12 protein-coding genes are annotated in these 11,874 nt (G+C 75.1%); 7 read left to right on the top strand and 5 right to left on the bottom strand.

Annotation, left to right across the window (positions count from 1 at the left end; all coding sequences use genetic code 11):
• Positions 1 to 36: 36 nt before the first annotated feature.
• The 3 genes from ACFVVU_RS04065 to ACFVVU_RS04055 form a co-directional block, all read right to left on the bottom strand.
• On the bottom strand, positions 37 to 1,560 hold the full coding sequence (locus tag ACFVVU_RS04065) for an MFS transporter (RefSeq protein ID WP_355368656.1): 1,524 nt from the start codon (positions 1,558 to 1,560) through the stop codon (positions 37 to 39).
• A gap of 215 nt (positions 1,561 to 1,775) precedes the next feature.
• Positions 1,776 to 2,441, bottom strand: a complete 666-nt coding sequence (locus ACFVVU_RS04060; RefSeq protein WP_380684540.1) for a TetR/AcrR family transcriptional regulator — start codon at positions 2,439 to 2,441, stop codon at positions 1,776 to 1,778.
• Positions 2,442 to 2,552: 111 nt separating this feature from the next.
• On the bottom strand, positions 2,553 to 3,161 hold the full coding sequence (locus ACFVVU_RS04055) for a GNAT family N-acetyltransferase (RefSeq protein WP_387788315.1): 609 nt from the start codon (positions 3,159 to 3,161) through the stop codon (positions 2,553 to 2,555).
• A gap of 167 nt (positions 3,162 to 3,328) precedes the next feature.
• On the opposite strand from ACFVVU_RS04055, the gene ACFVVU_RS04050 reads away from it, so the two are divergent.
• The 7 genes from ACFVVU_RS04050 (at position 3,329) to ACFVVU_RS04020 (ending at position 10,550) form a co-directional block, all read left to right on the top strand.
• Positions 3,329 to 4,717, top strand: coding sequence for an ATP-grasp domain-containing protein (locus ACFVVU_RS04050; RefSeq protein WP_387788314.1), 1,389 nt, complete (start codon positions 3,329 to 3,331; stop codon positions 4,715 to 4,717).
• On the top strand, positions 4,714 to 5,610 hold the full coding sequence (locus tag ACFVVU_RS04045) for a Rossmann-like domain-containing protein (protein WP_380684543.1): 897 nt from the start codon (positions 4,714 to 4,716) through the stop codon (positions 5,608 to 5,610). Before ACFVVU_RS04050 ends, ACFVVU_RS04045 begins: the two co-directional genes overlap by 4 nt.
• The gene (locus tag ACFVVU_RS04040; protein WP_387788313.1) at positions 5,607 to 6,797 is read left to right on the top strand and encodes a PLP-dependent cysteine synthase family protein; all 1,191 of its coding nucleotides are present in this window, start codon (positions 5,607 to 5,609) and stop codon (positions 6,795 to 6,797) included. Before ACFVVU_RS04045 ends, ACFVVU_RS04040 begins: the two co-directional genes overlap by 4 nt.
• Complete coding sequence (locus ACFVVU_RS04035; protein WP_387788312.1) at positions 6,794 to 7,888, top strand: dipeptide epimerase; 1,095 nt, start codon at positions 6,794 to 6,796, stop codon at positions 7,886 to 7,888. The genes ACFVVU_RS04040 and ACFVVU_RS04035 overlap by 4 nt, the downstream gene beginning before the upstream one ends.
• The gene (locus ACFVVU_RS04030; protein WP_387788311.1) at positions 7,885 to 8,733 is read left to right on the top strand and encodes a class I SAM-dependent methyltransferase; all 849 of its coding nucleotides are present in this window, start codon (positions 7,885 to 7,887) and stop codon (positions 8,731 to 8,733) included. The genes ACFVVU_RS04035 and ACFVVU_RS04030 overlap by 4 nt, the downstream gene beginning before the upstream one ends.
• 102 nt (positions 8,734 to 8,835) lie before the next feature.
• A complete protein-coding gene (locus ACFVVU_RS04025) occupies positions 8,836 to 9,612 on the top strand; it encodes a hypothetical protein (RefSeq protein ID WP_387788310.1) in 777 nt (258 codons plus the stop codon).
• Positions 9,613 to 9,824: 212 nt separating this feature from the next.
• Positions 9,825 to 10,550, top strand: coding sequence for a VOC family protein (locus ACFVVU_RS04020; protein ID WP_355368638.1), 726 nt, complete (start codon positions 9,825 to 9,827; stop codon positions 10,548 to 10,550).
• Between the two features lie 9 nt (positions 10,551 to 10,559).
• Here ACFVVU_RS04020 and ACFVVU_RS04015 read toward each other — a convergent pair whose 3' ends face one another.
• Positions 10,560 to 11,105 carry a hemerythrin domain-containing protein gene (locus ACFVVU_RS04015; protein ID WP_380684549.1) on the bottom strand — a complete coding sequence of 182 codons (546 nt, stop codon included), beginning with the start codon at positions 11,103 to 11,105 and terminating at the stop codon, positions 10,560 to 10,562.
• 133 nt (positions 11,106 to 11,238) lie between these two features.
• The gene (locus ACFVVU_RS04010) at positions 11,239 to 11,835 is read right to left on the bottom strand and encodes a TIGR03086 family metal-binding protein (protein ID WP_387788309.1); all 597 of its coding nucleotides are present in this window, start codon (positions 11,833 to 11,835) and stop codon (positions 11,239 to 11,241) included.
• Positions 11,836 to 11,874: the final 39 nt, after the last annotated feature.

Here is an 11,874-nt window from a genome sequence, read left to right as displayed (position 1 = left end):
ACGGGCCGTTGCGCACCGTCGCGCACCCCGCAGGGGTCAGTGCACCAGCACCGGGACCTCGTCGGCGGCCGACGCGTCGGCCGCCGCGCCCTCGCCGGAGCCGGGGCGACCTGCGTTGACCAGGGTGAACGCGGCCACCGACGCCAGCACCAGGATGCCGAAGGACCACCAGATCGCGGTGGAGAAGCCGTGCACCATGCCCTGGAACTGCACCGCCTGCGCGGCGGCCGGGGTGGTGGCGGAAGCCGCGTGGGCCGCCAGCCAGGTGGTGGTGGCGCTGGCCGCGATGGTGTTCAGCAGCGCGGTGCCGATGGCGCCGCCGACCTGCTGCGAGGTGTTGACCATGGCGGACGCCACACCCGCGTCGCGCGGCTGGACGCCGTGCGTGGCCAGGCTCATGGCCGGCATGAACGCGGTGCCCATGCCCAGGCCCATCAGGACCAGGCCGGGCAGGATCAGCGCCGGGTAGGAGCTGTCCAGGTCGATCTGGGTCAGGATGAGCATGCCGAGCGAGGCGACCAGGAAGCCGGGCGCCATCAGGAACCGCGCCGGGACGCGGGTCATCAGCCGGGCGCCGATCTGGGTCGAGCCGGTGATCATGCCCGCCACCATGGGCAAGAAGGCCACGCCGGTCAGGACCGGGCTGTAGTCGAGCACGATCTGCAGGTAGTAGGTCAGGAACAGGAAGAGACCGAACATACCGATCACGGCCATGCCCAGCGCCAGGTAGACGCCGCCGCGGTTGCGGTCCAGCACGACGCGCAGCGGCAGCAGCGGCGCCTTGACCTTCTGCTCGACCACGACGAACGCGGCCAGCAGCACGGCGGCGGCGACGAACAGGCCGATGGTCACGCCCGAGCTCCAGCCGTCCGACTCGGCCCGGGTGAAGGCGTAGACCAGCGAGACCAGACCGGTGGTGACCAGCAGCACGCCCGGGATGTCGAGGCGGTTGCGGTTGCGGCCGACGGCCGGCTCGCGGATCACCATGACCGCGCCGACGGCGGCGATCACGGCGAACGGGATGTTGACGAAGAAGGTCCAGCGCCAGTTCATGTACTCGGTCAGCAGGCCGCCGAGGATCAGACCGATCGCACCGCCACCGCCGGCGATCGCACCGTAGATGCCGAACGCCTTGGCGCGCTCCTTGGCCTCGGTGAACATCACGGCCAGCAGCGAGAGCGCGGCGGGGGCCAGCAGCGCGCCGAAGACGCCCTGCAGGGCGCGCGCGCCGAGCAGCATCGCGGTGTTGGCGGCGGCGCCGCCCAGCGCGGAGGCCAGCGCGAAGCCGGTCAGGCCGACCACGAAGGCCCGCTTGCGCCCCCACAGGTCGGCCACCCGGCCGCCGAAGAGCAGCAGACCGCCGAAGGCGAGCGCGTACGCGGTGATCACCCACTGGCGGTTGCCGTCGGTGATGCCGAGGTCCTTCTGCGCGGACGGCAGCGCGATGTTCACGATGGTGGCGTCGAGGACGACCATCAGCTGCGCGAGGCCGATGAATATCAGGGCCTTCCAGCGCCTCGGATCGGGCTGGAGGGCGGGTTGGGCGTCGGTTTGCGGCATGGAGGTACTCACTTCGGTGCGAGAGGTGCGGACGGTGCTGGGCGTGCGGAAGGTGCGAGAGGTGCGGGGCGGGCGGAACGCGCGGGCGTGCCGAAGGCGCGACCCGGGTCACGGGCGGCAGCGGTGGGCACGCCGCGGCGGCCGTAGCGCGTCCCCGCGGTGAAGGGTGTTTCGGACGTCAGGTCACGCCGGTCGTCCGGCGCGGTGGCGGTGGGTCAGTGGTCGTCGTGGAAGTCCTCGAAGATCGCTGCCCGGCCGGGCAGGACGGAAGGGGCGGGCGCCCGCATGCCGTCCAGGAACAGTTGCAGGTGCCGGTGGACGAACTCGTCCAGGAGGTGGCACGAGGTGCCCGGCAGCGGACGCGTGAGCTGACTGAGGGCGATGAACAGGTCGCCGTGGCCGACGTCCGCCCGGGCCTCGCCCGCCGCCTGCGCCCGCTCCAGCAGACCGCCGGCGACGGACAGCAGGCGCTCGCGCGCCTCCGCCAGGTCGGGGTCGTGCGGGTCGACGTGGTTGGTGAGCATCGGGCAGAGCGCGCCGACCTTCTCGTCGACGGTCTCGTGGGCGAACCGCTCCAGGGCGTCGAACGGTCCGGCGACCTCGGCGGCCGCCCGTTCGGCGATCGCCACGATGCGGTTCTTGACGAGCAGCGCCACCTCGCGGATCAGTGCCGTCCTGGTGGGGAAGTTCCGGTAGAGCGTAGCGTTTCCGACGCCCGCCCGCTTCGCGATTTCGTCCAGCGGCGCGTCCGCGCCGTGCTCGACGAACGCGTCCCGGGCCGCCAGGACGATCCGTTCACGGTTGCGGCTGGCGTCCGCGCGCAGTCTGGGCGCGCGGGCCGGCCCCGCGGTGCGGGTCGGACGGGGGGCGACGGTGGTCACGGGTGCACTCCTCCCGGGATGCGATTGTGGGGAGTCACTCCCCGCTTAGTCCTACGGAAGGCTAAACGGGGAATCCGTCCCCGGAAATTTCGCACCCCGATGTGACCTGCGTCACATTCGGTCGAAGCTCTCGCCGAAGCCCCTGCCGTGCCCCACCATGCCCGCCGCGACCGTCGGCCGGTGCAGCGGGATCTCGAAGTGGACGGTGGCCACCCCCGGGCCGTGCTCACCGGTCGGGCGGGCGTCGTAGACCTCCTCGGCGAGGCTGCGCCAGAACGGCTCGGCGCCGGGGATCGCGGTGTTGGTGTGCAGGTAGAGCCGGCGGTAGCCGCCCTCCTCGGCGGCGAACGCGCAGGCGCGGCGCACGAGCTCCCGGGCCAGGCCGTGCCGCCGGTGCTCGGCCCGGACGTAGACCCGGACCAGCTGCGCGGTGGTCCCGGACGGGAAGTGCCGGACGAGCTCGCGCGGGTGCGGCGGATGGGCCGGTCCGGTGGAGTGCAGCGCGGTGGTGGCCACCACCTCCTCGCCGAGCACGGCGACCAGGAGGGCGTGCCGGGGGTGGTCCAGGTAGTGCCCCTGGAGGTCGACGACATCGGCGTGCCAGTCGGGCACATAGCCGTAGCCGAACTCGCGGTAGAAGGTGTCCAGGATCAGCCGGCGCGCTCCGGGCACGTCCTGCGGGAGTGCATGGCGGACGACGTAAGGAAGCTGACGATCCATCAGGCAACTCCGGCGGGGCAGGGGCATGGCGGTCGAGGGCAAGAGTACATGAAAACCACTTTCATCTGACGCTTCGACGGAAACGCGGCTCCGGCGCGTTGAAAATGAAAACGAATGCCGTTACGGTCCTGCCTGTCGAGTCCGTCGAAAGGTCGAAAGGGAGATCCGTGGCACATCTGCTGGTGATCGAGAGCTGGGTCGGCTCCATGAGCAGGCTGTTGCCGCGGGCGTTGGGGGAGGGCGGCCACCGCTTCACCTTCCTCACCCGCGACCTGCACCACTACCTGCGGGCCACCGCCCCGGCCGACGGCCCGCATCCGCTGCTCGCCGCGGAGAACGTGCTCACCGCCGACACCAACGACCCGGAGACGCTGCTGCCGTACGCGCAGCGGCTGCACGCGCTGCTCGGCTTCGACGGCGTGCTCTCCTCCTGCGACTACTACCTTCCGCAGGTCGCCCTGGTGGCCCGCCGGCTCGGCCTGCCCGGACCGGCGCCCGACGCCGTCACCGCCGCCTGCCGCAAGGACCTCACCCGCCGCCGGCTGGCCGAGGCCGGCGTCCCCGGGCCCGCGTACGCGCTCTGCGCCGACCCCGGACGGGCCCGCGCCGCCGCCCGGGCGATCGGATACCCGCTCGTCGTCAAGCCGGTCGACCTGTGCGCCGGCATGTTCGTCCGCGCGGTCCGCGACGAGTCGGAACTCCTCGCGGCGATCCGGGCGTTGGATGCCTTCCCGGTCAACGCCCGCGGCCAGCGGCGGGAGCCGGCGGTGCTGCTGGAGGAGCTGCTCACCGGACCGGAGGTCAGCGTCGAGACGGTGTCCACGGACGGTGTCGCGCACGTCGTCGGGATCACCGACAAGAGCATCGGCGGCGCGCCCGCCTTCGTCGAGACCGGGCACATGTTCCCGGCCGCGCTCGACCCGGCCGAGGCCGCGGCGGCTGCCGGCACCGCCGTCGCCGCGCTGGGCGCGCTCGGCCTCGACCAGGTCGTCGCGCACACCGAGATCAAGCTCACCGCGGCCGGACCCCGGGTGATCGAGGTCAACCCGCGTCCGGCCGGGAACCGGATCACCGAGCTGGTCCGGCGGGTCACCGGGGTCGACCTGGCGGCTGCCGCCGTCGACGTCGCGCTCGGCCGCCGGCCCGACCTGGCCGTCCGCCCGACCGGGGTCGCCAGCGCCGCCATCGCCTTCCTGGTGCCCGACGGCGGGCAGGCCGGCCTGCTGGACGGCTTCGACGGCGAGGACACGGTGCGCCGCGACCCGGCGGTGGTCGAACTCGCGCTCGCCGGGTCCGGCCGCGAGGTGCGGCCCGCGACCAGCAACAACGAGTACCTCGGGCACGTCATGACCGCCGACACCGGCGGGTCCGGGGCGCGCCGAACGGCCGAGCGGCTGCTCACCGGGCTCGCCCCGCGTCTCGCGCCCGCGCCCGCGCCCGAGGCCGAGCCCGACCCTGAGCCCGTACCCGTACCCGTACCCGTACCCGTACCCGAGTCCGGGCCCGCGCCCGCGCCCGCCGACCGTCGGGACGAAGCCGCGGCGGTGTCCGCATGAGCACCCTCACCGCCACCGCCCCGCCCAGCTGGGCCGCCGACCCCGCCCCGGCCGGCGCCTTCCCCACGAGCCCCGGGATCACCACCCTCCCCGTGCTCGACCTGATCACCGGGCGGGCCCGTACGGGGGCGTACGGGCCCGACCCGGCCGCGCTGCGGATCGCGCTCGCCTTCAGCACGGTGCAGGCCGTGCGGCACAGCGGCCGGGCCCGCGGGTACCGCAACGAGGTGCTCAGCCTCCGGCTCGGCGCCGCCGTCGGCTCCTGCGCCGTCGAGCCCGGCGAACTGCCGGCCGACACGGTCACCGACTGCGTCGGCGCCGCCGTCGCCGACCTGCTCGACCACCCGTGCGGCGCCGTCCGGGTCGCCGCGCTCGACGCCTACCTCGGCCACTGCCTCCCGCACGCGCCGGCCTACGGCGCCCGGCGGTACGGCCTGCCCTCGGGCTCCTCGCTCACCAAGTCGCGGGTCCGCGCCTCCGCCGTGGTGGGGCTGCTGCCGCTCGCCGCCGTCCGCCGGGTCCTGGTCGTCGGCGTCGTCAACTCCCTGCTGGAACAGCTCCGTTCCCACGATGTCGGCTACCTGCCGTGCGACCTCAAGGGCGGTCGCACCGAGTGGGACGAGCCGGTGCACACCGACGCCCTCGCCCACCTCGACGACTGCGACGCGATCCTCGCCTCCGGCATGACCCTCGGCAACGGCACCCTCGATCCGCTGCTCGCCCACGCCCGCGCCACCGGCAAGCCCCTGGTGCTGTTCGCGCAGACCGGCAGCTCCGTCCTGCCCCGCCTGCTCGGCGACGGGGTCACCGGCGTCAGCGCCGAGCCCTACCCCTTCTTCTGGCTCGACGGCGGCCCCAGCATCCTCCACCTGTACGGGGGTGCGGCCCGGTGACCGCCCTGCTCGACCCCGGCGCGGCGCCGGCCCGTCCGGTCCTGGGCAACCCGGCCCTGCTGCCGCTGCTCGGCGGCACCCCGCTGGCCCGGATCACCACCCCGCTGCCGCGGCCGCACCCCGGCTTCTGGGCCAAGCTGGAGGGGCTGAGCGCCGGCGGCATGAAGGCCCGCTCGGCCGTCGCCATGCTCCGCGGCGCCCACGCGCGCGGTGAACTGCGCCCCGGCGCCACGGTGGTGGAGTCCACCTCGGGCACCATGGGCGTCGGCCTGGCCTTCGCCGGACAGGCCCTCGGGCACCCCGTCGTGCTGGTCGGCGACAGCGAACTCGAACCGTCCATGCGGCAGTTGCTGCGCTCCTACGGCGCCCGGTTGGAGCTGGTCGAGCGGCCGGCCCGGCACGGCGGCTGGCAGGCCGCCCGGCTCGCCCGGCTGCGGGACGTGCTCGACCGGCTGCCCGACGCCTACTGGCCCGACCAGTACAACAATCCCGACAACGCGGCCGGTTACCGATCGATGGCCCGGGAGATCACCGCCGAACTCGACCACCTGGACGTGCTGGTCTGCAGCGTCGGCACCGGCGGCCACAGTTCCGGGCTCGCCGAGGCGCTGCGCCGCCGCTGGCCCCGGCTGCGGATCATCGGGGTCGACTCGGTCGGCTCCACCATCTTCGGCCAGCCCGCCCGGCCCCGGCTGATGCGCGGCCTCGGCAGCTCCATCCACCCGCGCAACGTCGCCCACCAGGCCTTCGACGAGGTGCACTGGGTCGGCCCGGCCGAGGCGGTCGACGCCTGCCGGCGCCTCGCCCGGGGCGCCTTCGTCAGCGGCGGCTGGTCCACCGGCGCGGTCGCCCTGGTCGCCGCCTGGGCCGCCCGGGCCGATCCGGGCGCGGCCGTCGCCACCGTCTTCCCCGACGGCCCGCACCGCTACCTCGGCACCGTGTACGACGACGCGTTCTGCCGGCGGCACGGCCTGGACGCCGGGCGGGCCGTGTCGCGCCCGGTCGAGGTCCCGTACCCGGCGGCCGTCGAGGTCACCGGCTGGGCGCGCTGCCGCACCGGCCGGTCCGCGCCCGGGGAACCGGCCGCCGCCCCGGTGGCCACCGCCACCGCCGCCGCCGCCACCGCCGCCGCCGCCGTCGGGACCGCCGTCGGGACCGCCCCTGTTCGCACCGAGAAGGACCGATGAGACTCGACGTCCGCACCGTCCGGCTCCGCCTGGCCGAGCCGCTGCGCATCTCCCGCTCGGTGACCACGCAACGGGACGCCGTCCAGCTCTCCCTGGGGCACGACGGGGCGACCGGACACGGCGAGGCGGTCAGCAGCGTCCACCTGGACCTGCCCGCCGACCGGATCCGGCGCGAACTCGACGCGCTGCGCCCCGTGTTGGAGAACGGCCCGGACCCGGAGCAGGCGCTCGCCGACCTCCGCGACGGCACGGCCCCCTACGTGACGCTGCCGGCCGGGGTGCTGGCCGCCGTCGAGGCCGCGCTGCTCGACCTGGTCGGCAAACGGGCCGGCGAGCCCGTCCACCGGCTGCTCGGCCGCGCCGATCCGGTCGTCGCCGCCACCGCCCGCACCATCGGCATCGACCCGTCCGCCCATGCCGCCGCCCAAGCCGCCCGGCTCGCCGACGCCGGGTTCACCGTGCTCAAGGTCAAGGCCGGCGCCCCGGACCCCGGCCTCGACCTGGCCCGGGTCCGGGCCGTCCGGGAGGCCGCCCCGGAGATCCGGCTGCTGCTCGACCCCAACGGCGCCTGGACCCCTGCACAGGCCCTGCGGCTGCTGCCCGCCTTCGCCGCCGCCGGCGTCGAGGCCGTCGAGCAGCCGATCCCGCCGGGCCGCCCCGACGCGCTGGCCGCGGTCGCCGAGCGTTCACCCGTCCCGGTGATCGCCGACGAGGACGCCGTCGACTACGAGGACGCCTGCCGGCTCGCCGGGCGGGTGCAGGGCGTCAACCTCAAGCTCGCCAAGTGCGGCGGCGTCCACCAGGTGCTGCGCATCGCCGAGGCCCTGCGAGGCAGCGGCACCGAGCTGATGCTCGGCTGCCTGGCGGCCAGTTCGCTCGGCATCGCGCCCGCCGTCCACCTCGCCGACCGGGCCCGCTGGCTCGACCTCGACGGCCACCTGCTGCTCGCCCACGACCCCTGGCAGGGCATCGGCGGCGCCGACGGCACCGTCCGCACCCCGGGCCGGGCCGGCCTCGGCGTGCTGCCCGCGCCCGCCGCCGTGCCGCTCCCCGGACAGGACGCCCGCCCCCTCCCCAGCGAGGCCCTATGAACCACCGCCCCCTGGCCGACACCCCCGCCGCGGCCCCCGCCACCGCCCACCGCAACCTGCTCACCGACCGTCCGGAACTCTACGAACTCCGCTTCCCCGACCCCGGGTTCACCGCAGCCCGGTGGGCCGGGGCGATGCTCCGCGAACACGGCGCCGGGCCCGAGGTCCTCGACCTCGGCTGCGGCACCGGCCGCGACGCGGGCTGGCTGCACCGGGCGGCCGGGCTCACCGTCACCGGCCTGGACAGCTCCCCGGCGATGATCGCCCACGCCCGGGCCCACCACCCCGGACCGGCCTACCACGTCGGCGACATGCGCGACTTCACGCTGCCCGGCCGCTTCGACGCCGTGCTCTGCCTGGACAGCGCGCTGCTCTACTGCCACACCAACGCCGATCTCGACGCCCTGTTCGGCCGGCTGCGCCACCACCTGCGCCCCGGCGGCCTGTTGGTCGCCGAGATGCGCAACGGGGCCTTCTTCCTCGGCCGCACCGAACTCCTCGGCACCCCACGCTTCGACAGCGTCACCCACGACGGTGTCACGCACACCTCCCGCACCGTGCTGTGGATCGACCACGCCGCCCAACTGCTGCGCCGCACCCGCAGGTGGACCGGCGACGACGGCGCCCCGCCGATCGAGCAGCACTCCGCCTGGCGGCTGCTCTTCCCCCAGGAGCTGCGCCACCTGCTCGCCGTCCACGGCTTCACCGTGCTCGCCCTCCACGACCGGCCCGGCCCGCGCACCGAACCGCCCTGGACGGACGGCGACCGGCCCGCCGACACCGCCGACGGTGACCGCCTCCACCTGGTCGCCAGGCTGGACCTCCCCGGCCGACGGGGACGTTGACCGCCGGGTCCGTCCCCCTCGCGGGTGAATGGGTTCGGCACCCCACGTCGGCCCACTCGTGCGGGTGACGGCCTGTCGGACCCCTCGGCTAGCGTCTGCGCCATGAACACCACGACCGCAGCCGTCCCCGCCCCCGAGGCGATCACCGCGCTCCTCGACGTGCTGGGCGCCGAGGCGTCGGCGCGCGGCGTCGACGAGCGGGCGGTCCGCCGGGCGTTCGAGGCCGAGCGCCCGGGGCCGCTGCCCGACCACTGGTGGCTGGCCGTCCCGGGCGAGGCGTACGAGGAGGCGTTCACCGCGCTGGGGCTGCACGACCGGATCCCCGTCACCGTCCGCTACGGGCTGGCCGCCCAGGAGGAGGACGAGAAGTCCGCGCCCGAGCGGGTGCACCGGGTGTTCGTCACGCCCGAGTACGCGGGGTGGCGGCTGATCTACGCGGAGTCCCCGCTGCGGGAGACGGCCTGGTGGCCGCACGAGGTGGTCGAGCGCCTCAGCGCCGCCTGCGGCCGGGCCCAGGTGTTCTTCCAGGACCCGTTCGCCGACTCCGTGATCTGGGCCGCCGCCGAGCACGGCAGCCTGGTGCGCGGCTACTGGCGCTACGGCGAGCCGGAGTGGACGGGGGAGCCGCTGCCCTGGGAGCCGCTGCCCCGCGCCGCCGGACCGGACGGCGAGTTCGACGAGGAGGAGGGCGACGAGTTCGATGAGGACGGCGTCGAGCCCAACGCCTCCCTGGTCGAGTCGATCGGCCGGGCTGCCGCCGGACTCTCCGTGAACCCCGCCGCGATCACCGCCGACACCCCGGTCCGCGGCCACGGCTGGCTCGCCCTGACCGTCCCGGGCGCCGGCCACGGAGGCTTCGGGGGTGCGCCCGTGCTCTGACTCCGCCTTGCGATGCCCGCACCCGGACGCCGCGTCCTGGTCCGACAAAATCCAGGAGACAGGCCCTAGGCTGAACTCGCCCGGGCGGCCGGACGGCCGTGGGAGTCGGGAGGGGCCCGGCGGCCGGGGTCTCGGAGGTGGTCGCGATGGTCAGCGGTGGGACAACGGCCGAGGTGCGCTGCGTGGCGGCCGTCCCGTGCTGGGTGAGCCTGATGGCACGCGACCTCGATGCCGCCAAGGCCTTCTACGGGCCTTTGCTGGGCTGGGAGTTCGAGCCCGGCCCGGACCGCTTCGGCCCGTACGTGCACGCCGTGGCCGGCGGGGAGGCGGTGGCCGGGCTGGGGGTGGCGAGCGGCGGCTGGGGCATGCCCGTCGCCTGGACCAGCTACTTCGGCACCGAGAGCGCCGACGCCGCCGCCGACGCGGTCCGTGAGCGCGGTGCGACGCTCGCCGTCGGCCCGCTCTCCTTCGACGCGGGCCGGGTGGCCTTCGCCGCGGACCCGGCGGGCGCGGTGTTCGGCATCTGGGAGGGCCCGCTGGGCCGGGCCCGGCGGCTGAACCTCCTCGGCGCGCCGGTCTGGATCGAGCTGCGCACCCCGGACCCGTTCGCCGCCGCGCTCTTCTACGGCGAGGTGTTCCGCTGGGACGGCCGGGACCCGGAGCGGTTCGAGGTCCGCTGGGAGCACGACCGGGTGGTGCTGCGTGCCGAGGGGCACAGCGTCGCCGCGCTCGCCAGGGAGCAGGCGAGCGGCCCGGCGGGGATGCCGCCGCACTGGGAGGTGTCCTTCTCGGTACCGGACACCGACGCGGCGCTGGCCAGGGCGGCGGAGCTCGGCGGCAGCGCGATCGGCCCGGCGTTCGACTCGCCCTACGGGCGGGTGGCCCGGCTCCAGGACCCGGAGGGCGGCCGGTTCGCGGTGATCAGCGCCAAGCCCTGAGCCACGGACTCACGGTCCGGCCTCGGCGATCTCCGCCCGGTCGGCCCGCAGCCGTTCGGCGAGCGCGTTCCGGGCGGCGGCCGGGAGGGCCTTGCGGGTGGCGGTGAACAGCTGCTTCTCCTCGGTCGCCAGGTGGCGGCGCAGCAGCTCGGCCAGTCCACGCAGCAGGGTGTCCAGGGCGGGGCCGCCGGGCGGCAGCGCCTGCAGGTCGGCGAGGTACTGGCCGATCGCGAGGTGGTCGTGGATGCACCGGAAGACCAGCGCGCCGCCGTCCGGCACATCGTGCTGGACGACCGGGAACAGGTACTCCTCCTCCGCCGCGCAGTGGCTGAACAGCAGATCGGTGAGCCGCCCGATCAGCTGATCCAGCTCTGCTGCGCGGCCCGCGCCGCCGTCCTCGCCGGCCCCGTCGCCCGCGGCCGCGCCGGTTCCGCCGGTCCCGGTCCCGCCCTCCGCGCCGGGGTGCGGCCCGGCGGCCTCGATCCGGGCGAGCAGTTCCTCCACCGCGCGGTGCTCCGCGGTGAACTCGCCGAGGATGTCCGGCCTGCGGTTCATGGCGCGCCCGCCTCTCCGGTCTGCTGCGGTTCCGCCCCCGACACCTCCAGTATCCGGCGGCGCGCCCGTTGTCCGGGCGGTGCGGCGGAACGGGAGCCGTCGGCGAGGTCCACTCGCCGGGGAACGGCGCAGGTCAGGGGCGGTCCCGGCGCCCGGTGAGGGCGAGCATGCGGGTCTGCGGCCCGGCGTCGTCCGGGACCGGCAGCGGCGGGTCGAACAGCCCGCTGCCCGAGAGGTCGCCGTAGCCGGTGTACTCGGCGAGCGCGAAGTCCACCAGCGCCTCCGGCAGCCGGGTGAGCCGGCCGGTGCCCTCGGCGAGGTCCCAGGTGTGCACGACGGCGTCGGCGGTGAGCTGGTCCAGGTAGTACTGGCCGGAGACGTCGCCGAAGGACAGGTGCACGGTGAGGTCGGTGGCGCCGGGGACGGCGAAGGCGTCACGGGCGGCGTCCGCGGCGGCGGTCCAGGCGGCGACGGGGTCGTCACCGAGGACGTCGCCGTCGAAACGGGCGCCGACCTCGCCGATGGTGGCGCCCATCAGCAGCTCGGGCACCCAGAGCTGCTCGCCGGTGAGGTGGTTGACCAGGTCACGGACGGTCCAGTCGGCGCACGGGGTGGGCGCGTCCCACTGGTCGGGGGTGATCAGCCGGACCCGTTCGGTGAAGGCTGCGAGGGCCTCGGCGTGCGGGGTGCCCTTGTCCTGCGCGCGCCGGTGTTCGTTGCGATGTGCCATGCCCAGAGCCTGCCCCGCCTGGTGCCTTCGTACGCCGGT

It is taken from the genome of Kitasatospora sp. NPDC057965 (assembly GCF_042887135.1).
GTDB lineage: Bacteria > Actinomycetota > Actinomycetes > Streptomycetales > Streptomycetaceae > Kitasatospora.
The sequence above is the reverse complement of the archived record's forward strand: the minus strand, read 5'-3'. Positions and strand labels throughout refer to the sequence as shown.

Coding starts and splice junctions, on each gene's coding strand:
- ACFVVU_RS04065 (WP_355368656.1), bottom strand. CDS start 1,560: ATGCCGCAAACCGACGCCCAACCCGCCCTCCAGCCCGATCCGAGGCGC.
- ACFVVU_RS04025 (WP_387788310.1), top strand. CDS start 8,836: ATGAACACCACGACCGCAGCCGTCCCCGCCCCCGAGGCGATCACCGCG.
- ACFVVU_RS04020 (WP_355368638.1), top strand. CDS start 9,825: ATGGCACGCGACCTCGATGCCGCCAAGGCCTTCTACGGGCCTTTGCTG.
- ACFVVU_RS04015 (WP_380684549.1), bottom strand. CDS start 11,105: ATGAACCGCAGGCCGGACATCCTCGGCGAGTTCACCGCGGAGCACCGC.
- ACFVVU_RS04035 (WP_387788312.1), top strand. CDS start 6,794: ATGAGACTCGACGTCCGCACCGTCCGGCTCCGCCTGGCCGAGCCGCTG.
- ACFVVU_RS04045 (WP_380684543.1), top strand. CDS start 4,714: ATGAGCACCCTCACCGCCACCGCCCCGCCCAGCTGGGCCGCCGACCCC.
- ACFVVU_RS04010 (WP_387788309.1), bottom strand. CDS start 11,835: ATGGCACATCGCAACGAACACCGGCGCGCGCAGGACAAGGGCACCCCG.
- ACFVVU_RS04030 (WP_387788311.1), top strand. CDS start 7,885: ATGAACCACCGCCCCCTGGCCGACACCCCCGCCGCGGCCCCCGCCACC.
- ACFVVU_RS04055 (WP_387788315.1), bottom strand. CDS start 3,161: ATGGATCGTCAGCTTCCTTACGTCGTCCGCCATGCACTCCCGCAGGAC.